At 59.8% G+C, this 21,328-nt stretch carries 20 protein-coding genes; 14 read left to right on the top strand and 6 right to left on the bottom strand.

All coding sequences use genetic code 11. The features are described from left to right. Positions 1-20: 20 nt before the first annotated feature. The 9 genes from KDL09_RS18415 to KDL09_RS18375 all read left to right on the top strand — a co-directional run bounded on the left by KDL09_RS18415 (position 21) and on the right by KDL09_RS18375 (position 9,737). Complete coding sequence (locus KDL09_RS18415) at positions 21-1,328, top strand: MFS transporter (RefSeq protein ID WP_294388428.1); 1,308 nt, start codon at positions 21-23, stop codon at positions 1,326-1,328. Then, positions 1,325-2,032 carry a class I SAM-dependent methyltransferase gene (locus tag KDL09_RS18410; protein ID WP_294388427.1) on the top strand — a complete coding sequence of 236 codons (708 nt, stop codon included), beginning with the start codon at positions 1,325-1,327 and terminating at the stop codon, positions 2,030-2,032. Before KDL09_RS18415 ends, KDL09_RS18410 begins: the two co-directional genes overlap by 4 nt. A 70-nt stretch (positions 2,033-2,102) precedes the next feature. After that, positions 2,103-4,907, top strand: a complete 2,805-nt coding sequence (locus KDL09_RS18405) for a DUF1553 domain-containing protein (RefSeq protein WP_294388425.1) — start codon at positions 2,103-2,105, stop codon at positions 4,905-4,907. Positions 4,908-5,081: 174 nt separating this feature from the next. Beyond that, positions 5,082-5,414: a hypothetical protein gene (locus KDL09_RS18400; protein ID WP_294388423.1), complete on the top strand. Its 333-nt coding sequence runs from the start codon at positions 5,082-5,084 to the stop codon at positions 5,412-5,414. Next, positions 5,414-6,757, top strand: coding sequence for a radical SAM protein (locus KDL09_RS18395; RefSeq protein ID WP_294388421.1), 1,344 nt, complete (start codon positions 5,414-5,416; stop codon positions 6,755-6,757). Before KDL09_RS18400 ends, KDL09_RS18395 begins: the two co-directional genes overlap by 1 nt. Beyond that, positions 6,754-7,494 carry a prolipoprotein diacylglyceryl transferase family protein gene (locus KDL09_RS18390; protein WP_294388420.1) on the top strand — a complete coding sequence of 247 codons (741 nt, stop codon included), beginning with the start codon at positions 6,754-6,756 and terminating at the stop codon, positions 7,492-7,494. Before KDL09_RS18395 ends, KDL09_RS18390 begins: the two co-directional genes overlap by 4 nt. Positions 7,495-7,497: 3 nt before the next feature. Continuing rightward, positions 7,498-8,091, top strand: coding sequence for a hypothetical protein (locus tag KDL09_RS18385; RefSeq protein WP_294388419.1), 594 nt, complete (start codon positions 7,498-7,500; stop codon positions 8,089-8,091). A 37-nt stretch (positions 8,092-8,128) separates the two neighbouring features. Next, on the top strand, positions 8,129-8,923 hold the full coding sequence (locus KDL09_RS18380) for a hypothetical protein (protein WP_294388417.1): 795 nt from the start codon (positions 8,129-8,131) through the stop codon (positions 8,921-8,923). Positions 8,924-9,089: 166 nt separating this feature from the next. Then, positions 9,090-9,737, top strand: coding sequence for a hypothetical protein (locus tag KDL09_RS18375; RefSeq protein WP_294388415.1), 648 nt, complete (start codon positions 9,090-9,092; stop codon positions 9,735-9,737). 21 nt (positions 9,738-9,758) lie between these two features. On the opposite strand, the gene KDL09_RS18370 is transcribed toward KDL09_RS18375, so the two are convergent. Continuing rightward, positions 9,759-11,135 carry a sulfatase gene (locus KDL09_RS18370; RefSeq protein ID WP_294388413.1) on the bottom strand — a complete coding sequence of 459 codons (1,377 nt, stop codon included), beginning with the start codon at positions 11,133-11,135 and terminating at the stop codon, positions 9,759-9,761. A gap of 76 nt (positions 11,136-11,211) precedes the next feature. Here KDL09_RS18370 and KDL09_RS18365 point away from each other — a divergent pair, with 76 nt between their 5' ends. Then, on the top strand, positions 11,212-12,672 hold the full coding sequence (locus tag KDL09_RS18365; protein WP_294388572.1) for a DUF1501 domain-containing protein: 1,461 nt from the start codon (positions 11,212-11,214) through the stop codon (positions 12,670-12,672). On the opposite strand, the gene KDL09_RS18360 is transcribed toward KDL09_RS18365, so the two are convergent. After that, on the bottom strand, positions 12,673-13,653 hold the full coding sequence (locus KDL09_RS18360; protein WP_294388412.1) for an endonuclease/exonuclease/phosphatase family protein: 981 nt from the start codon (positions 13,651-13,653) through the stop codon (positions 12,673-12,675). A gap of 82 nt (positions 13,654-13,735) precedes the next feature. On the opposite strand from KDL09_RS18360, the gene fabG reads away from it, so the two are divergent. After that, positions 13,736-14,482 carry a 3-oxoacyl-[acyl-carrier-protein] reductase gene (gene fabG, locus KDL09_RS18355; RefSeq protein ID WP_294388410.1) on the top strand — a complete coding sequence of 249 codons (747 nt, stop codon included), beginning with the start codon at positions 13,736-13,738 and terminating at the stop codon, positions 14,480-14,482. Position 14,483: 1 nt separating this feature from the next. On the opposite strand, the gene KDL09_RS18350 is transcribed toward fabG, so the two are convergent. The 3 genes from KDL09_RS18350 to KDL09_RS18340 form a co-directional block, all read right to left on the bottom strand. Further along, positions 14,484-15,314, bottom strand: a complete 831-nt coding sequence (locus KDL09_RS18350; protein WP_294388408.1) for a CPBP family intramembrane glutamic endopeptidase — start codon at positions 15,312-15,314, stop codon at positions 14,484-14,486. Positions 15,315-15,316: 2 nt separating this feature from the next. Then, the gene (sppA, locus tag KDL09_RS18345; protein ID WP_294388406.1) at positions 15,317-16,345 is read right to left on the bottom strand and encodes a signal peptide peptidase SppA; all 1,029 of its coding nucleotides are present in this window, start codon (positions 16,343-16,345) and stop codon (positions 15,317-15,319) included. Positions 16,346-16,458: 113 nt separating this feature from the next. Further along, on the bottom strand, positions 16,459-17,934 hold the full coding sequence (locus KDL09_RS18340) for a hypothetical protein (protein WP_294388404.1): 1,476 nt from the start codon (positions 17,932-17,934) through the stop codon (positions 16,459-16,461). Positions 17,935-18,042: 108 nt separating this feature from the next. On the opposite strand from KDL09_RS18340, the gene KDL09_RS18335 reads away from it, so the two are divergent. Together KDL09_RS18335 and KDL09_RS18330 are read left to right on the top strand one after the other, a co-directional pair. Further along, entirely contained in the window at positions 18,043-19,365 is a 1,323-nt protein-coding gene (locus KDL09_RS18335; RefSeq protein WP_294388402.1) for a glutamate--tRNA ligase family protein, read from the top strand. Between the two features lie 106 nt (positions 19,366-19,471). Then, entirely contained in the window at positions 19,472-20,014 is a 543-nt protein-coding gene (locus KDL09_RS18330; RefSeq protein ID WP_294388399.1) for a hypothetical protein, read from the top strand. 2 nt (positions 20,015-20,016) lie between these two features. Here KDL09_RS18330 and cutA read toward each other — a convergent pair whose 3' ends face one another. After that, positions 20,017-20,334, bottom strand: a complete 318-nt coding sequence (cutA, locus tag KDL09_RS18325; protein WP_294388398.1) for a divalent-cation tolerance protein CutA — start codon at positions 20,332-20,334, stop codon at positions 20,017-20,019. A gap of 12 nt (positions 20,335-20,346) precedes the next feature. Here cutA and KDL09_RS18320 point away from each other — a divergent pair. Next, positions 20,347-21,328: PAS domain S-box protein (locus tag KDL09_RS18320; RefSeq protein WP_294388396.1), on the top strand; the 982-nt coding region annotated here is incomplete at its 3' end.

The raw sequence follows: 21,328 nt of genomic DNA, 5'->3' as shown, positions 1-21,328 counted from the left end.
GATGCTCTCATGCGGGCCGCATGCCGAACTCAGACGCCGATCCTGCCTTCGCCGCCGCCACCTATCGCAAGGTGGCGTGGCGGCTGATTCCGTTCCTGTTTGCCTGCTACATCCTCGCCTATCTCGACCGGGTGAACGTGGGTTTTGCGAAGCTTGGCATGAAGGCGGAGCCATGGTTCTCCGATGCCGTCTTTGCCACGGGCTCCGGGATCTTTTTCATCGGCTACTTCCTTTTTGAAGTGCCGGGAAACATCATCCTGCATCGCGTCGGCGCGCGTTTGTGGATCGCCCGCATCATGATCGGCTGGGGCATTGTTTCGGCATTGATGGCCTGGTGTTCCAGCCCCGTCTCGTTTTACACGATGCGGTTCATTCTCGGCATCGCGGAGGCCGGTTTCTTTCCCGGCATCATCCTCTACCTGACCTACTGGTTCCCGCGTGAGCACCGGGCGCGCATGGTGGCGTGGTTCATGACCGCTATTGCGCTGGCAGGTGTCGTCGGTTCACCGCTTTCCGGCTGGCTGCTCAAGACGGCCGACAACTGGCATGGTCTGAAGGCCTGGCAGTGGCTCTTCATCGTTGAAGGACTGCCCAGCGTTCTCATCGGTCTCACCGTTCCCTTTTTGCTGACTGACAAACCCTCGCACGCGAACTGGCTCAACGATGATGAAAAGCGCCTGCTGCAAAGCCGCCTCGACGCTGACGAGCAGGCCAAGGCTGACGAAGGACACCGCCATCACAGTGCGCTGGACGCCTTCAAATCACCGCAGGTCTGGCTTTGCAGTGTGTTTTACTTCGGGATCGTCGTCGGCATCTACGGCGCTTCATTCTGGCTGCCGCAGATCGTGGAAAATACGTTCACGAAGGACAAGTGGCTCGTCGGACTCTACTCCGCCATTCCTTGGGCCTTTGCCGCAGTCGGGATGGTGCTCGTAGGACGGCATTCCGATCATACTGGCGAGCGCCGCTGGCATGTCGGCATCTCAGCCTTTGTCGCAGCTGTGGCATTCGTGATCAGCGGCCAGCCTGGCCTGCCGCCGGTTCTCAAAATGGTGGCGCTCGCGATCGCCATCACCGGCGTCATGTCCGCCGCAGCCTGTTTCTGGGCGCTGCCCACCGCCATTCTTTCCGGCACCGCCGCTGCGGCGGGCATCGCGCTGATCAATGCCCTCGGCAACCTCGCCGGCTACCTCAGTCCCGAGATGGTCGCGTGGTTGAAAACTCGCTACGACATGGGCATGGCGCTCAACGGCATCGCCGCCATGCTTGCTCTGAGTGCCGTCGTTGTTCTTCTTGGCCGTACCGACGCTGCTTCACGTTCCTCATGACTCAATCTCCTCCTCAAGACGACAACACCGCCCTTTTCCGCAAAGCGTGGACGCTCTATGACGCCATCACGGAGAAGAACTACATGTTCCATCTCGAGATCTACGCACACGTCACTGCGTTGCTGAAGGAGCGCCGCGCACAGGGGCCCTATCACCTCCTCGACCTGGGCTGCGGCAATGCCCGTTTTCTCTCGTCCTGTCTTCAGGCGGCGCTGCCGGAGACATATGATGGCGTCGATCTTTCCGCTTCGGCACTGGATGAGGCGCGCATTCATTTGAAAGGCATCCCCAATGCTGCGCTGCATCACAAGGACATGCTGCAGGCCGTGGAGGACACGGATTCGGCCTTCGACGTCATCTTCACCGGTTTCGCCGTGCATCATCTGGATCCAGCCGCCAAACAGCGGCTTTTTCATGCCTGCGCGGAACGCCTAGTTTCTGGAGGTCAGTTCATCATGGTCGATGTCGTGCGGGAGGAGGGCCAGAGCCGTGAGCAGTATCTCGATGACTATCTGAATTTCATGCGCACGCACTGGACGGAGGTCCAGCCCGAACATCTCGATGACGCCTGTGCGCATGTGGCCGCGTATGACTTTCCCGAAACGGTCGCCGATCTGACGCTCATGGCCAAACAGGCGGGACTTTCCAGAACGGAAGTCGTCGGCCGCTACCAGCAGCACTACGTCCTGCGGTTTACCGCCTGAAAGAGCCCCAGAGCGCGTCTCGTTTGCCTTCGCACCCCTGATGATCCGATGCACCCTCATCACACTTCTCATGTCCGCCGCAGCCGGTGCTGCGGACACGACGCATTTTGAGCAGCGCATCCGCCCGCTTCTCATCGCCAACTGCATCGACTGTCATGGTCCCGACAAGCAAAAGGGAGGACTGCGGCTCGACTCCCGCGCCGGCTGGCAGACGGGTGGTGATTCCGGCCCGGCCATCGTTCCCGGCAAGCTCACCGAGAGTCCGCTCTGGCATGCGGTGACCTACGTTGACCGTGATTTGAAAATGCCGCCGAAGCGGAAGCTCAAGGACAGCGAAATCGCCGATCTCAAACTCTGGATCGAATCCGGTGCGCCCGATCCTCGCGAAGGTGGTGTCGAAAAATCAGCCTCTCATCGTCAGCCTCGTGCCGATGGCAGTTTCTGGTCCTTTCAGCCGCCAAAGCCCGTGGCTCCACCTGCGGTGAAGAACACGGCGTGGCCTGCCAATGACATCGACCGCTTTATTCTCGCGAAACTCGAAGCGAACCAGCTCAAGCCCGCGCCTGAAGCCGACTCCCAAACGCTCGTGCGTCGTCTTTTCTTCGATCTCACCGGACTGCCTCCGGACGCCGCAGCTTCGAGTTCGGCGCTGACCCCTGCCGCCTATGAGAAGCTGGTCGATGAACTCCTGAACTCCACGGCCTTCGCGGAACGTTTCGCCTCTCACTGGCTCGACATCGCGCGCTTTGCCGAATCTTCCGGCGGCGGGCGCTCGCTGCCATTCAAAGACGCGTGGCGCTTTCGCGACTACGTTCTTGAATCCATTCGTGACGACGCACCCGTCGATCGCATGATCACCGAGCAGATCGCGGGCGACCTCATGCCGTATAAAAATGCGGCGCAGCGCCGCCGTCAGCTCACCGCCACCGGATTCCTTGCTCTCGGTCCCACCAACTACGAGGAGCAGGACAAAGGCATGCTGCGCATGGACATCGTCGATGAACAACTCGACACCATGGGCCGCGCCTTCCTTGGCATGACCATCGGCTGCGCCCGCTGCCACGATCATAAATTCGATCCCATCTCCACGCGCGACTACTATGCGCTGGCCGGCATCATGCGCAGCACCAAGACGCTTCGAAATTACACGGACAACGTTGCGCACTGGATCGACTCGCCGCTGCCGCTCGATGGCGAGGCTGAGATCGTCATGCAGAAGCACGAGAAGCAGGTCGCTGAACTCAAGACTCAAATCGCCGGGCTTAAAGATGATCTGCGGGATGCCGGCAGTGCCGATCTGAGAAAACGCAAAACCATCTCGGCCAAAGATCTTTCCGGCATCGTCGTCGATGACAGCGAAGCGCAAATCGTCGGCGACTGGAAGCGCTCCACCAGCTACGCCCCATACATCAATGAGGGTTATCTCAGTGACAAAGACGAGGGCAAAGGCGAGAAGACCGTCTCGTTCGCGCCGAGGTTTCCGGAGGCGGGCCGTTACGAGGTTCGCCTCGCCTACAACGCCGGCCCCAGCCGGGCGGAACGCGTATCCATCACCATCATGCATGCCGACGGCGAGGACTTGAAAGTGGTCAAAATGGCCACCGAGAGTCTCAAGGGGCTGCAATTTGCCTCGCTGGGCACCTACCGCTTCGAAACAAACGGTCAGGGATTTGTACTCGTCTCCAACGCCGGGTCGGAAGGTTTTGTGACCGTCGACGCGGTGCAGTTCCTGTCCGCCGGAGAGGTGGTGAAGGACGAGGAGCCCGCCAAGGAGTCCTCCAAGATTACAGCGCTCAAAATGCAGCTCGCAGAGTTGGAGAAAAAACTCAAGACGCTGCAAAAGGAGATGCCGGAGCGCTCGGAGGCCATGTCCGTGGCTGATGACTCGGCACCTGAGGATGCGAAGATCCACATCCGCGGCAGCATTCGCAATCTCGGCGACGTCGTGCCGCGTGGTTTCATCCAGGTGGCCATGCGCCCCGATGCTCCGGGTGTTCCTGCCGATGCCAGCGGTCGTTTGCAGCTCGCGCAGTGGATGACATCGCGCGATCATCCGCTCACCTCCCGTGTCATGGTCAATCATGTCTGGCACTGGCTCTTCGGCGCCGGCATCGTGCGCACAACCGACAACTTCGGTTCCACCGGCGAACTGCCGAGTCATCCAGAGCTCCTCGATCATCTCGCCGTGAAGTTTATCGAGGACGGCTGGAGCTTGAAGCGTCTGGTCAAAGAAATGGTCATGAGCCGCACCTATCGCATGACCTCCAATGCGCCCGCGCTCGTTCAGGATCCTGACAACCGCCTGCTTTCGCACATGAACCGCAAGCGTCTGGATGCCGAGTGTCTGCGCGACGCCATGCTCGTCGCCGCTGGGACCTTGGATCGTTCCATCGGCGGCCCTGGAGTCAGCGAGGCGAAGGCGGTCGATGCCAACGATCAAAAAATCCAAAATCTCGAATACGGTTATCAGTTCCTCGACACACGCCGCAGCCTCTACACCGCCGCTTTCCGCAACGTGCGTCATCCGCTGTTTGAAGTCTTCGACTTCGCCGACATCAACCAGCCCATCGCGCAGCGAACGACCAGCACCGTCGCCACGCAGGCGCTCTTCCTGATGAACTCGCCCAAGGTCATCGAACAGGCCCGCGCCGCCGCCGAGGTCGTGCTCAAATCATCGCCCGACACGGACCAGCGCATTCAGAACGCCTTCCAAACTTCTCTTCAGCGCGCGGCAACGGACCACGAGCGGAATCAGGTCCGTGACTTCCTCGAATCCAGCGCTTCTGGCAACGCCAGCACCGAAGACATCCGGGATCTTTGGGCGCGGTTCATTCAGACCCTGTGGTCCACGCCTGAGTTTCGATTCTTGAACTGAAGTGAGACGGAAGCGTTGGTTCCTCGACGGCTTGATCATGATCCTCACCACATTCCTTTTCGGCTGTGCGGCGTTCGTGACGGTTCACGCACGAAAGCTTTGGCAACTCATGAGGACTGGTGTTGCTTTTGAACTGTCTTGCATTCGATTCTGATTCACGATTGAATCACGAAAATGGAAGAAAGCATCCCGCCGCCCATTCCTCAGCAGGTCACGACACCACCCACGGCAAACGTCAAACGTTGGTGGGGCATCTGGATCGCCAGCACGGCGATCATCCCGGCTGTTATTCTGGCAGCGGTGCCGTTGCTCCCCAATGATGCCAGCGTGGGCGAGGCCTATCTGGTTCTGACAGGCGGCAGTTCATTTGTTCTTCATCTCGTGTCCAGCATCAAGCTGGGCAAGGGCAGAGCCGGTGGGTTGCTGGTCGGTCTGATCATTGGAGGCTGGGCGCTCATGCTGGTTTCATTGTTTGCCGGTTGTCTGGCCCTCGTCGCCCAAGGATAATGAGCGGCTCCCTCCTCAAACACACCACCTCGCGCTGTCCTCAATGCCACAAGCCGTGTCCCGCCACGGTGGAGCAGCAGGACGGCAAGGTGTTCATGAAACGACGTTGTATTGCCCATGGCGAGTTCAGCGCCTGCATCGCCAGTGACGCACGGTTTTACTGGCTGGCGCAGGGCAGGGAAGAGAACCGCTGCTGTTCCGGTGGCACCTGTTGTGACGCCACAGGACGGAGTGCGGGAACGCTGGGCCGTAACGCGGAAGGGCGTGGTGCGAATCCCGTTGAGACTCTGTCCACCTGTCTCGCACTGATTGAGATCGTGAACTCCTGCAACCTGTCGTGTCCGACCTGCTACGCTGACTCACCCATCGGCATCGGGTCCAAGCTCGATGCCGTGCCAGTGGTCGAAATTCAGCAGCGCGTGGACGGTGTCATTGCACGCAAGGGCAAGATCGAGATTTTGCAGCTCTCCGGCGGCGAGCCGACGCTGCATCCGCAACTGGTCGACATCTGTCGTTGGGCAAAGCAGCACGAACAGATCGACTTCCTTCTGATCAACTCGAACGGCGTGCGCTTCGCCAAAGAGCCCGCGCTTTGCCAGGAACTCGGTGAAATCTTCCGCGCCGGTGGCTTGCAGGTCTATTTGCAGTTCGACGGCTTGCAGGAGGCCGGACACACAGCGCTTCGCGGCGCCGATCTGCGTGAAGTGAAACAAAGGGCGCTCGCGAACCTCGCGGCGGCGAACATTCCCGTCACGTTGGCGATGACGGTGACGCATGACAACCTGCCACACCTCTGGCAGACGATTCGTTTCGGCCTCGATGACGCGAACATCCATGGCGTGACCTTTCAGCCGGAGTTTGTGAGCGGGCGCAATCAGACGCCCAACGCCCGGCAGCGTCTCAACACCGCCGACATCCTGCTTGCCGCAGTCGGTCAGTCGGAAGGCCAGCTTCGCTTTGAGGACTTCACGCCATTGCCCTGCGGCGATCCGAATTGCGCGACCATCGGTTATCTCATTCGCCGCGACGATCAGGTCTGGCATGTCAGCGACTTCCTCGACTTCACGAAACTTCAGGGCTTCCTGCAGGACAAGATTCACTACACGCTCGAAGACCTCGCCAAATGCGGCTGCGAGAACGAACCGCTTGGCGAACTGCTCAAGACGCTCGAAAAAACTCGCAGCATGGCCTTCCGCCTCATGGTGAAGCCCTTCATGGACGCGTGGACCTGGGACGAGGATCGCATTGACCGCTGCTGCACGCATGTCATTCGACCGGATGGCGCATTGGACTCGTTTTGCCGTTACTATTCCGGTTTTCCTGACACCAAAGCCGCATCGTGAGCGCTTCTTCCCAGCATCAGTTCCTGCCGGGGAGCGCAGCTTACGCTTTCATGATGGTCGCGGGCATCTTGATTGGAGCCTTTTATTGGTATCGTCGCACGAAGGGCCAAAGCGACCTGCTGCTCATCTATCTCGGCGCGCTGATCGGCGGGTTCGCGGGTGCCAAGATCGCTTACTTGCTGGCCGAGGGCTGGCTCGAGTGGCAGCAGCCTGATCATTGGGTGCGATGGGCCACGGGCAAATCGGTGCTCGGCGGCTTGCTCGGCGCGTATGCGGGTGTGGAACTCACCAAGCACTTCACCGGCCACAAGCATTCCACCGGCGATGCCTTTGCCATCATCGTGCCCGTCGGCATTCTGCTTGGGCGCGTCGGGTGCTATTTGAACGGCTGCTGCCTTGGCAAACCGACTGCCGGTGTGTTTGCCGCACGCGATGTGAACGGCATCGCCCGCTGGCCCGCTCCCGCTGTCGAAGGTGCATTTCAGGTCATTATGCTCATCACATTCTGGCTGCTGCAATGGCGCGGCCTGCTGCGTGACCGCCTGTTCTTTCTCTACCTCATCGCCTACGGCCTGTTTCGCTTTCTGCACGAATTCATGCGCGATACACCGAAGGTCTGGCTTGGACTCAGCGGCTATCAGTTCATCGCGCTGGCGATGGCCGCTCTGGGATATGCCATGCTGGTCCGGCGAACGGAATTCATTCTTGCCCGACGCGGAGAAGATGGGCAGGATTAACCCATGAAACGGGAAACTCTCCGTCGTGCGCTGTTTACGTTGGCGGCCTGCGTGCTGGCGTTGCCGTGGCTAACGCCCTGCGCCCCAAGCGGTCAGGGTGATTCCAATCTGTCCGTGTCACCCGACCGAGATCGTTTGTATCAAGCGGTCAAACCCGGATCGTCTTTGATTGTCCGGCAGAATCAATCGATCTCCAGACAGGCGTTGATCTCATTTGAAGAGAGCCAACAGCTCACACCGATCAAAGGCAGCTCCTGGAAACAGGTCGATCTGTCTGACTCTCCTCTTGCAGTGCTCGAAGGTGACGATGTTTGGGTTGCCAGAGAAGGAAAAAAGGACATGCCGTCGCTGGCCCTTGCATCCACCGGGTCATCGATGGCGAAAATCACTGTCGCGACATCTCAGGGAACGCTTTTTGCCACGGCCGAACGAATCCATTTTCGCTCTGCGTCTTCGGAGATCGTGCTGGAGGGCACGCCGTTCGTTCAGTTTGGTCGTCAGCAGGTAAGAGCCGCCGGTCCGAAGGCGCTGATGAAACTGGATTACACAAGGCTCGCCGTGTTTGTGAGCGGCCGAGCCGTGGAAACCAAGTTTTGATACAAGCGTTTTTACATTCTCGTTTTAGGCTGCCGCCATGCTTGTCACAACCCGTAAAACAATTGAGCGAGGCCTGTTTGTGTTGGCGGTTGGCGTTGTTTCTCTGCCGTGGCTGACTCCATGCACGCTTGGTTTGGGGACGATGGCTTCCGGCGCGATCAATGTTGCTGCCAGGCCGCTTGTCAGTCAACCGCTCGACTACCTGCCCCACCCGGACATGAAACAATGGGCCGCTCGCCCGGGACCCATGCTGGAGATCCAGGTGGTTCGATCGGTCCCCTCCAATCTCTTTGTTCGTGATGAGGATCTGCCGAAGAAAATCGCTCATACCGCGCCACGTCCCGGAACGGGACTGCGAGGGAAAACGGGTAACTTCATCGGAATGGTATCCGCTTTGCTCGCCGCCACAGATGCCAGCACCCGGGGGATGATTGAAGAAGGAGGCGGAAATCTGGGGGTTCTTGACGAATTTCCGGGATCGGCTCACGACATGCGCCGCCAGTTGATACTCAATGAGTTTCCATTTGTCCTGCTGCAAGGGACAGACCTGACATACCTCGGCAAAGAGAAGGAGCCATGGCCGCGAATCGCCCGTGCCAGCAAACACAGCAAAGTGACGGTCATCACGCCCGACGGCACCTATTTTGGCCTCGCCGAGCGGATTCATTTCCGCAGCGGCTCCTCGGAGGTGATCCTCGAGGGCGATCCCACCGTCCAGTCCGGAGAGCAACACATCAAAGGAGCGAAGCATGATGCCATCATGCGTCTGGACTTCAAAAACAGGCGCGTGATCGTCAACGGTCCAGTCGTTGTGAATAAACTGTTTCGGTGACGGCAGTGGGATGAAGTCAATGCTTGCTTCCGCCACATTGACCGGACAAACTTGAGAAATGCAGCGGCATAAGCTTCAGCGTGCTCTATTCGTTTTGACGGTATGTTTGTTGTCGCTGCCTTGGTTGACACCGTGTGTCGGCCTCATCTCTGGCAGCGTCCTGAGCATGGCGAATGATGCGGTTCCTCGCAGTGGTGAGGTGGTGGATTTGGATCCGCAGCTGAAAAGCTGGGCGGCAAAACCGGGGCCTGAATTGCGTGTTATCGATCACGGGTTCGTGCACGCGCGTCAGTTCGTTACGGATGCAGAGTTGGCGGCGAGTGGTGGGACCGGGCTGAGGCCGTCTGGCATCGGCCTTGGTCGCGGAGCCAGCGCTGCTGTCGAGAAGGTGGCCTCTTCGCTCATGGTCGTGGACCCCATGACGTGGGTGGTCGCTACTCAGGACAATGGCGGCGCTGGTTTCGTCAACAGCGCACCACACGGGCGCCGCGGTCAGTTGACACTCTGTGAGAGCCCCTTTGTGCTGCTCCAAGGCGACGATATTCGGGTTATTCGCGAAAAAGGGGGGCTGCTGCTGGCGGCACGTGCTTCCCGCGCACGAGTCACTGTTATTACGTCGCAGGGCAGCTTTTTCGCCCTTGCCTCGCGGATTCACTTCCGTGCGGGATCAGCAGAAGTCGTTCTCGAAGGCAACCCTACCATTCAATCTGGCCATCAACATATTAAAGGCATGAAGCCGGATGCCCTGATGAAACTGAACTTCCACACAGCCACCGTGACGGTTTCCGGCGCGGTCAGCGAAACGCGGTACTAGGTACGGCGGCAGAAGTGGGATTCACTTCAAAGCTTCGCGATACTTCGCCCACTTCTCCCGCAGTTCCTTCAGGATGGCGACATGCTTCGGATCAGCGAGGAGGTTGTGCTCTTCCAGCGGGTCGGATTCGAGATCGTAGAGTTCTTCGACGAGCGGATTCGGCTCCATCCAGCGGATGTATTTCCAACGCTGGGTGCGCACGGCCTCGCTGGGTGGGATGCGGTCTTTGACGCTGTGATGCTCGTAGAAGTACTCGGTGCGCCAGTCTTCCGGCACCTTGCCTTCGAGCAACGGCTTCAAACTGCGCCCCTGCATGGCGGCGGGAACAGGAATGCCGGCCAGATCGAGCATCGTGGGCGCGAGATCGACATTCAGCGCCATCGCATCCACGGTTTTTCCGGCGCGGTCCTTCGGCAGCATGGGATCCCGGATGATGAGCGGCACGCGCAGGTCTTCCTCATACGCATACCATTTGTCCGCCATACCGCGGTCGGCCAGCGAGTAACCGTTGTCGCCGGTGAAGACGATGATGGTGTTTTCCATGAGCTTCTGCTGATCCAGTGTCTCCAAGATGCGGCCGATCTCGCGGTCCACGCCGGAGATGAGGCTGTAATAATCATGCAGGATGCTTTGCGCCTTCTGCGGCTCGTCGAAGCGCCATTCCCAGCGGCGACGGCCTTCGCTCTTCTGCACGAATTCCGGCAACCGCTTGAACGCTTCATCCGTCGCCAGCTTGGACAGCGGGATCTCGATGCCGTCATACATGCCATCGTCTCGCGAATCGGGTTCATACTCGCGCTTCTCGTGATCGCGTGCGTGGACGGCGTTGAAGCTGACGCTCAGCGAGAACGGTTTATCCTTCGGTGTCGTCGTCAGAAACGTCAGGGCATCGTTGCCCATCTTCGCCGTCTTGTGCGTGCGCGTGGGATCGTTCGGCTCGATGAAGAAGCGGCCTGCCTGTCCCGGTTCACCGCGCCAGAAGTCGAAGCTCGCTCCGCGTGCCTTCGTCACCTGCGGATTGCCCACACCATATTTACCAATGAAGCCGGTGTAGTAGCCTGCGTCATGGAATCGCGCGGGATAAGTGTCCTTCCATGCTTCATCGCTGATTCCTTTGGCAAAGTCCTCGATGCCATGTCGGCGCATCCACTGGCCGGTGAGCGCGGTGGCGCGGCTCACGGAGCAGATCGATGTGGTGACGAACATGTTCTTGAACACCACGCCCTCCTTCGCCAAACGGTCGATGTTCGGCGTCTTCACGATCGTGTCGCCCATGTAACCGAGCGCGTTGAAGCGCAGGTCATCGACCAGCAGGAAGAGAACATTGGGCCTGGATGGAGCTGCAGAGAGGAGCAGCGGGAACAATACGGTGGCGAGCAGGGGCAGACGAATCAGCATGGCCGTTGGTGAACGCGCCCCCGTGGGCAAGGCTTTCCGCAAACTCACGCACGTGAACGGCGTTATGGGAGGCTGCATGGACCCCTTCCTCGAATTTCACCGCAGTCAGACCCGCCGTCAGTTCTTTGGCCAGACCGGCCTGAGGGCGGGCAGCATCGCGCTGGCGAGCATGCTGGGTGAACGCCTCGCGAGCGCCGACTCCTCCTTGGTGCAGCCGCCGCTGCCCGGACTGCCGCATTTCGCACCGAAGGCGAAGCGCATCATCTACCTGCACATGAACGGCGCGCCGTCACAGCTCGATCTGTGGGATCACAAGCCGCAGCTTCAGCAGCATTACGACAAGGACCTTCCTGAAAGCGTGCGCAACGGCCAGCGCATCACCACGATGACCAGCGGCCAGGCGCGCTTCCCCGTGGCGCCGTCGATGTTCAAGTTCACGCAGCACGGCCAGTGCGGGCGCTTTGTGAGCGAACTGCTGCCGCACACCGCAAAGATCGTCGATGAAATCGCAGTCATCAAAAGCGTGCACACCAGCGCCATCAATCACGATCCGGCCTGCACCTTTGTGATGACCGGCAGCGAGGTGCCGGGCAAGCCGAGCATCGGCTCCTGGCTCTCCTACGGTCTCGGCAGTCTGAGCAATGACCTGCCTTCGTTTGTGGTCTTCACGCCCACATTCCCTGCGGCAAGTCAGGCGCAGGCGCTGTTCACGCGCATGTGGAGCAGCGGTTTCCTGCCGACCAAATACACCGGTGTGGCATTGCGTGGCCAGGGCGATCCGGTGTTGTATGTGAAGAATCCGCCCGGCGTCGATCCCACCGACCGCCGCACGATGCTCGATGCGCTCAACAAGCTGAACACGATCAATCACGACCGCATCGGTGATCCCGAGATTCAAACGCGCATTGCGCAATACGAAATGGCTTTTCGCATGCAGAGCAGCGTGCCGGAGCTCACCGACCTGAGCAAGGAGAGCAAGGCCACGCTCGACATGTATGGCCCGGACGTGCAGCGCAGCGGCAGCTTCACGCACAGCGCGATCATGGCGCGTCGTCTCATCGAGCGCGGCACGCGTGTTGTGCAGATCCTGCATCGCGGCTGGGACCAGCACAACAACCTGCCAAAGCTCCTCCGCGGCCAGGTGGAGGACAGCGAGCGCGCCTGCGCGGCGCTGATCATGGATTTGAAGCAACGCGGCCTGCTGCAGGACACGCTCGTCGTCTGGGGCGGCGAATTCGGCCGCACTGTCTATTCCCAAGGCACGCTGACCAAGGACAATTATGGTCGCGATCATCATCCGCGCTGCTTCACCATGTGGATGGCCGGCGGCGGCGTGAAAGGCGGCGTCGAATACGGCGAAACCGACGACTTCAGCTACAACGTGGTCAAAGATCCGGTTCACATCAACGACCTCAACGCGACGATCCTCCACCTCATGGGCATCGACCACCGCAAGTTCAGCTTCAAGTTCCAAGGACTTGATCAGCGGCTCACCGGCGTGGAAGAGCATCATCCGGTGAAGGCGGTGCTGGCGTGATCAACGCGAGCTGAGAATCTCGACCGTCACCGAACGATGATCTGAACCCATCTCAGGTCCGATCGTGCGCTTCTGTACGGTCAGCCCGCGTTTGACCAGCACATGGTCGATCGGAATCATCATCGGCAGCCTCAAGCCCCACGTCGGCGGCCATACAGGATCGACGGAGTGAAAATCGAGGCCGCTCTTCTCGCGGAGCAACCGCATGCCTTCGCACCAGGGCGTGGCGTTGAAGTCGCCGGCCACAATGACCTCGCCTTCGAGGTCCGTGACGATGGCGCCGATCTGGGACAGTTGTTCCCGCCACTCATGCGCACTCAGGCCGCCCATCGGTGGAATCGGATGGGTGCCGATGAAGGTCAGAGGCACACCAAGGTGATCGAGGGTCAGCAGCAGGGAAGGAAGCCGCCATATTGTGAATCGCCGGACCTCGAGACTCTTCAGCGGCAGTCGGGTGTAGCAGGCGATGCCAAAATTGCCGTCGTTCATCTCCTCGACGCGATGGGGATATTTCACGCGCAGTGGTTCGAGGCTCGTCTGCCATGATTCGTTCACCTCCAGCAGGCAGACGATGTCGGCATCCGCCTTCATCACGTGCTCGATGGCCGCGACCTGGTTGGGGTTGTCCATCATGACATTGAAGGTCATCACCCTTAGCGGCTTGACTGATCCGGCTTCTTCGATCCCGGCGGTGTGATGGTAGGCGTGAATGATCTGGGCATTCCAGAGAAGCGAGATCAGCGACACAAGCAGCAGCCATGTGCGCCGACGGAAGAGCGCGAAGACAACGATGACGGCGTTCACAACGATGTACTGCAGCCGAAAGTGCGACAGCAGGTCAAACGTCCAATGGAAGCGTCCGAGACTGCCCAGCCACGTTCCGGTGAGTGCCGAAAGGGCCGCGATTTCACAGAACCCGCCGAATGAGAGGGACGTTTTCAGAAGGCGGGGTTTGTCGGCTGGCGGCGCGTCGTCACTCATCGGCAATGGGCGACCATGAACGCGATCCGGTCTGGATGCACCTTCTTCTTGCACGGTGAATGGCCCCGTTCATGGATGAACCATGGGTAAACTTCAAGACAAGATCGCCATCGTCACCGGAGCCGGTCGCGGCATCGGCAAAGCCATCGCTGAAACCTTCGCCGCCGAAGGCGCGAAAGTCGCCGTTGTCAGCCGCACGCAGGCCAACGCGCAGAGCGCTGCTGATGCCATCAACGCCGCGCATCCCGGTGCGGCCAAGGCCTATGCGCTCGATGTGGCCGACGGTCCCGCCTGCGCCGAAGTTGGAAAGCAGATTCTCGCCGATTTCGATCACGTTGACATTCTGGTGAACAACGCCGGTGTCACCAAGGACGGCCTGCTTCTTCGCATGAGCGAGGAAGACTGGGATGCTGTGCTCGACACGAACCTCAAAGGCGCCTTCAACATGGTGAAGGCCGTGCAGCGCAGCATTTTGAAGCAAAAAGGCGCACGCATCATCAACATCAGCTCCGTCATCGGTCTCATCGGCAATGCCGGTCAGGCCAACTATGCGGCCAGCAAGGCCGGCCTCATCGGTTTCACGAAGTCGCTCGCCCGCGAATTCGCCGGTCGTGGCGTCACTGCCAACTGCATCTGCCCCGGCTTCATCGCCACGGACATGACGCACGTGCTCAACGACCAGGTAAAGGAGGAGATCTTGAAGAAGGTCCCTCTTGGAGAACTCGGGTCCGCTGAAGACATTTCCGCCGCCGCGCTTTATCTCGCCAGCCCTGCCGCACGTTACGTAACCGGCCAGGTGCTGACTGTCGATGGTGGCATGGTGATGTGAGTCACTTCACATCGAAGACCAGCATCAGCACGATGCTGGTGGTGTTGAAGATCATATGCAGGAGCATCGGCGCCAGCAGGCAGCCGGTGATTTCGTACGCGAGGCAGAACAGCACGGCCAGCATGCACAGCGGCAACAGGCTGCCGACGTGCATGTGAATGATCGCAAACATGAGCGAGGAGCTCAGTGCTGCGAATGGCGCATCCGTATACCTCTTCAAGACACCGTAAACGAATCCGCGGAACAAGGTCTCTTCCGCCAGCGGTGCGATCACCACTGCGGCGATGATCACCAGCACCTTGATCCAAAGGTCGCCGGATGATTGAAACACGGCCACCATCTGCTGAGGCTGCAAATCCGGCCAGATGTCCTGCAGCCACTTGGTCACGGCGATCGAAGTGAGGCTGACCGCGACGAGGCAGATCACGGCAAAGATCAAAACGACTTTCCCCATCCAGCGCCAGCGCAGGTGCTGCAGTCCGAACAGTTCCGCTGGGTTCAGTCCGCGCAGCTGATGCAGATACAGCAGCAGGGCCGCGCAGACGATGAGATTGAAGAGCATGCTGAGAATGATCCCGGAGGCACTCATCGCCGCATCGGCCTGTCCGCCCGACGGAGGCGCCATGCTGCTGAGAAAGAGCAGTCCCAGGCCCGCCAGCACCATCAAATCTGGCGCGGCATAGGGACGTGAGAGTACCTGTCCCTCGTGATTCCATGACACTTCCGGCCTGAAGTGCCGCATCACGCGATAGGCCACCACTCCCAGTGCCGTGGCGATGCTGGCGAAGATCGCAAGATCACGCAAGACCCCAAATGTTGAAAGTTCCAGCATGATCAGCGGGCGAAGCTCGGCGGCAGATAGTAGGGCACACCCGGCAGCAGTTTTGGCAGCAGGCCGCTGCTCACGTCGAGCTGCACCTTTGCTGGCTGCGGAGCGGTTTTGGCGGAGGCAAAGACGTCAAAAAGGCTCACCTCATGGCGATACTTCACCACGCCGGCGTCGGTGGTCTTGCCCAGTTCGCGGGCCAGCGCATAGGCGTCTTCGACATAGCCGATTTGATCCACCAGCTTTGCCGCCAGTGCTTCACGTCCGGTCACCACTCGGCCGTCCGCTACGGTGTTTTTGAGCTGGTCCTTCGGCACGCCGCGAGCCTCGGACACGATGCCGAGAAAGCGGTCATACATCTGCGTCACCAGATTTTGCACATAGACCTTCTCGTCGTCGCGCATCGGGCGCGCGCCGCTGAGGGAGTCCTTGAACGCACCGCTGGTGAAGGCCGTCATCGACAGGCCCACTTTGCCGAACAGTTCGCTGTAGTTCATCGTCTCAATGATCACGCCGATGCTGGCCGTGAGCGTGGTTTCACTGGCGACGATCTTCGTCGCACCGCAGGCTACGTAGTAGCCGCCGGAGGCCGCCATCGAGTCCATGTAAACGACCACGGGTTTCTCTTTCGCCGCTTTCTTCACCGCGTTGTAGATGATGTCCGACGCCGTCACTTCACCGCCGGGGGAATTGATGCGCAGCACGATGGCCTTCACGTTCTTGTCCTCCGTCGCCTGTTCCAGCGCCTGCTTGATCGAATCCACGCTCGGCATCGCCTCGGCAAACAGCCCGCTCATTTCCATCGATGAGATGACCCCTTCGAGGTCGATGTGAACGATCTTGTCCTGCGTCGGCTTCTTCGCCGATTCCACGGTTGTCTCGTGGAGTTTCTTTTTCGGACGTGCGGTCGAGAGGCCGGCGTCCATGCCGACATCGAGATCCAGTTTGCCCAGAAACTGGCCCACGTTCAGTCCGAGGCTCACGATCAGCGCGAGAAGCAGCAGGATGATCAGACAGCCATACGATTTGTTGCTCATAATGCTGGGAAGCTACTCAGCGCGTCTGTGGATGCCAAGTGTTCCCGCGGGAATTTCCCTTCGCATGTCTGAAGCATCAACGTTCGTTTTTGCGGAGCAATCGTGCGTCCGGATCAGAGCTTCTTGAACAGTCCCTTGAGGCCGTTGAGCAGGCCCTTGGCCTTGTCTTCGATGTCGTTCCCCAGCAGGCCTTCGAGTTTGCGCTGGAGGTCCGGCTTCACTTCGGGGTGAGCCAGCGAACCGGTGATGGTGAGATCAAAGGAAAGACGACCGCGGCTGTCGGACATGAGATCCACGGCCATTTGAGAAAGCGTCTTGTTCACACCGCGGCTGGCGATGCCGTTGATGATGCTTTGTTTGAGCGCGTCGCCGCAGGACAGCCGCGTCAACAGGCCTTGCTGATCCTTGGCGAAGTCCATCCATGACTCGTGCTTGATCGTGTACTCGTAGTCCGGCAGGACGAACTGGGTGTCGCTCAGGAACTGAATGTACTGGTTGTGAAACAAAATGTGGGCGTTCACATCCTGCAGGAACGTTCCGCCAATGCGGACGGCGCTGATGTCGATGCCGTACTTCATGAGCTTGTCGAGGTTCTGGCCCGCGGTTTCACCGATCGTCATGTTGCCGCCGATGGAGGAGCCGCGGTCGATGACGAGTTTCAAATCGGCCGCAGGGGACCACGCCATCGTGGCGGGATCGACGGGCTTCACCTCGCCGTCACCATGCAGCACCATGTCGGCAAAGCGCACCTGCCGCATTTGTCCGCCGATCTTTGCCATGCCGTCCACCACCGCCTTGGCGGCGAGCCGCACGTGCAGGCGGTTGTGCGCCATGAGGTTTTCCGGATCGATGTCGATGTCAGTGAGGGAAAGGCTGAAGTCGCTGATGTCAGCGTTGAACTTGGAATCAGCGTCCTGGTTGACGATGTGAAAGTGCGCCTGCTCGATGCTGATCTCCTGCAGCGCCAGCCGTTCGGCACGCGATTTCTCAGCAGGGGGAAGTTCCACCTGTGGAATAGCTGTCACCACGGGCTCCGTCGTGTCCTGCACCAAGGTGGACTTGCCGGGTGCGGGTGGCGCATTCACAGGCTCGTTTCCAGGCGGAGACAGCGGGATCGCGCGCGGCACGCCGTCTTCGGTCAGGTTTATTTCAGCAACAGGCCTTTGAAACAGTTTCTCCAACGAACTGCCCTGGGCGTCCAGCCTCTCCTGAACCTCCACGCCCATGATGCGCAGCACGCGCGGATAAAACTGCCGGCGCCACAGGCCGTCCGAGTCCAGTTCGAGATAGGCCATGTCGATCTCCACCGGCGCATGCTGGAGCTGCGGGCGTCCTTCGAGAGGCGTTCCTGCATACTTGTCGCGCGGTGCGATCTTCAGGCCGCTGAGGCGGATCGTTGGCGGCCAGGTGAAGAGAGTGAACACCACATCGTCGAGCTGCACGCGCGCATTGATGTTCTTTTCCGTCTCCAGCACGAGGCGCTCCTTGTTGACGTAGCTCCGAAGCCACCAGGCGCCGGCCAGCGGTGCGGCCACGGCGCCGAGAATCGCCAGACCGAGCAGTGAAAGCAGGATGCGTGAGATCTTCATGGGGCGAACATAGGCCTGTGGGCCTGATTTGAAATTTGAGATTTGAAATTTCCATCGGCAAATCCCGGCTATTGTCGCTCCCCCGTTTCAACCCCTCACGCCTCATCCATGTCCCTTCGCGTCCGCTTTGCTCCTTCTCCCACCGGTGACCTTCACGTCGGAGGCGCGCGCACGGCCTTGTTCAACTGGCTGATGGCCCGCAAGACCGGCGGCACGTTCATCCTGCGGGTGGAAGATACCGATGGCGCGCGCAATACGGCGGAAGCTTCCGCCGGCATTCTCAAAGGACTGCGCTGGCTCGGGCTCGACTGGGATGAAGGCCCGGAGGCCGGTGGTGACTGCGGTCCGTATTTCCAAAGCCAGCGCAAGGACATCTACGACGCCTACTTCAAGAAGCTCGAAGACGCCGGCCGCGTGTATGCCGAGCCTGATGGCGCGATGCGCTTCAAGTTCAGCCGCACCGCGATCACCGTGCACGATCTCGTGTGCGGCGATGTGACATTCGCGCCCACCGAGGAGCCGGACATGACGATCCGTCGTCCGGACGGCAGCTACATCTTCCACTTCGTCAATGTGGTGGACGACATTGAGATGCGCATGACGCATGTCATCCGCGGCGAGGATCATCTCTCCAACACCTGGAAGCACATCGACCTCTTCAACGCCTTCGGCGCCACGCCGCCGACCTACGTGCACATTCCGCTCATCCTTAATCCGGACGGCACGAAGATGAGCAAGCGCGACGAAGGCAGCGCCATCGAGCACAGCTACATGAACGCCGGCTTCCTGCCCGACGCCGTGTTCAACTACCTCTGCATGCTCGGTTGGACGCCGAAAGCCGAGAGCGAAAAACTTTCGCGCAGCGAACTCACCGCGCTGTTCGACGCCGAGGCCATCCACAGCAGCAACGCCAAGTTCGATCTCAAGAAGGCGCAGTGGTTCAACGCGCAGTATCTGCGCGAACTCAGCCCCGATGCGCTGCTGCAGCAGGCGCGTCCGTTCCTCACCGCCAAAGGCCTGCAATGGACCGACGACGCCATGGCCGCCGCCGCCGTGCACAGCGTGCGCGAGAAGGTGAGCCTGCTCACCGAACTTCCCGAGTGGGTGCACTACTTCTTCCGCGAGGACTTCCCGTTTGAGGAAGATGTCGTGGCCAAACTGAAGGCCAAACCCGAAAACGCCGATCTGCTGAAGGCCGCGAGCGATCAACTCGCCCAGGCCACCGAGTGGACCGAGCAAAGCGTGCACGACGCCGTCGAAGCCGCTGCCAACACGCTTGCCATCAAGGCCGGCAAACTCATGCCGCTCCTGCGATTCGCCCTCAGCGGCCAGTCACGCGGTCCGGGCGTGACGACGATCGCGCATTTGATCGGCAAGGAGAAGACGCTGGCGAGGATTCAGCGGGCGCTACGGGAAGTGGTGGATAATTAAGTCGTATTGTTCCCGAGTGACGTTTTAAAACCACTGTTCGCAAAAGCGGCTGTTCATCAAACGGACAGACTCAGTAGGAGGGTATTCCATCAACCATTTCCGAAACATGAGAGTCACAGCCATAAAGAAGCATCTCACCATCTACTCAATCTTTGGAAGGCGAAAAACCACGATCAATCATGCATTTGCATCGGCGATTTCTCCTTGTGACCAATACAGCGAAGCTGATGTGAAAGAGGCTGTCCACGCGCTGGGACAAGACCCGGAAGCCGATCTTGAGTGTGTGTATTGCGGAAAAGAGGCCGAAACATGGGACCACGTATTTGCAACGGTAGAAAATGGCGAGTTCAGTGGAGCCGGACATCGGCTTGGCAATCTACTTCCATGTTGTAAGCCGTGTAATTCGAAGAAAGGAAATCGACCGTGGAGCATCTTTATGGATTCGCTTGAGATGTCCGATGAAGAACGGTTGTCGCGAAAAGGCACTATCGAACGATACTTGAAACGTTTTTTTCGCCGTGACAGCCCACCATCAAAAAGTGAAGACTATCTAAAACTGCTTTCAATCAGGGATCAGGTTATCGAATTGCTGAAACAGGGCGACGTCATTGCCGCTTCTATTCGCAGCAAGGCAACGCGGAGCAAATGACGTCACACCACGTTTTCCCCGACCCACCGCGCATAGCTCTCCGACACCTGTTCCGGCTTGAGCGCCACGATCTCCGGCACGTCGTAGGGATGTAGTTTCTTCAGGCGGGATTCGAAACGGGGCCAGGCGGCGGGGGTGGTTTTGAAGAGGGCCAGCACCTCGGCGGAGGTCTCGACGTTGCCCTCCCAGCGGTAGATGGACTCAACGGCGGGGATGAGATTCACGCAGGCGGCGAGTTGCGATTCCACCAGCGCCGTGCCAGTCTCGCGTGCCTTTGCCATGTCGGGAAAGGTGCAGAGGACGATCAGGATGTCGTTCATGACCGCCAGTGTATGAGATCCGCCTTCATCGACAAGCTTATCAAACGCATGGACCGCCTCGAACCGGGCGAGGTCCAGGCGGTGGTGCTCGATCTGGTGCGGGAGAAGAAGTTTCAGGAAAAAGTCTTCGAAGCGCTGCAGGAGGGCGTCATCCTGCTCGATACCGAGGGCAAGGTGAGCTACGTGAACCGCGCTGCCTGCACCTTTTTCGGGCTGGAGCAAAACCAGGTGCTGGGGCAGCGGCTGGCGCAGGGCGTGCGCGGACTGGACTGGAACGAGCTGCTCAAGCCGGGCACCGTGGTGAGCCGCGACCTGGAGATCTTTTACCCGGAGAACCGCTACCTCAATTTCTACATCACCAGCATCGACGACGACTCACCGCTGGGCTTCGTGATGCTGATCCGCGACGTCACCGAGACGCGCAAGCGCACCGAGGAGCAGCTCGAAAGCGAGCGCCTGAACGCCTTCACACTGCTGGCCGCCGGCGTTGCGCATGAGCTGGGCAATCCGCTCAACTCGCTGACGATCCACCTCCAGCTCCTCGAACGCCGCCTCAAGAAGATGGGGGCGAAGGGCGAGGCGCTGCGCGAGCACCTCGACGTGGCCACCGGCGAGATCCGGCGGCTGGATTTCATCATCGGCCAGTTCCTCGCCGCCATCCGCCCCACGCAGCCGCAGCTCCAGCGCGTGCAGTTGCGCGAGCTGCTGGAGGAGTGCGTGCGCTTCCTGCAGCCGGAGATCGAGCAGGCGAAGGTGAAGCTGAAGCTCGACCTGCGCTCCGACCTGCCCTCGATGCCGCTGGACGCGAACCAGATGAAACAGGCCTTCTACAATCTCATCCGCAACGCCTGCCAGGCGATGCCCAACGGCGGCACGCTGACGATCAGCGGCACCTTCACCGACTACGAGGTGCGGCTGAACTTTGAGGACACCGGCAAGGGCATCAGCGCCGAGCAGATGGGCAAGCTCTTCCAGCCCTTCGCCACCACCCGCA

Origin of the sequence: Prosthecobacter sp. (genome assembly GCF_020439865.1) — a bacterium.
Lineage (GTDB): Bacteria > Verrucomicrobiota > Verrucomicrobiia > Verrucomicrobiales > Verrucomicrobiaceae > Prosthecobacter.
This window is presented reverse-complemented; position numbering and strand designations above follow the sequence as displayed.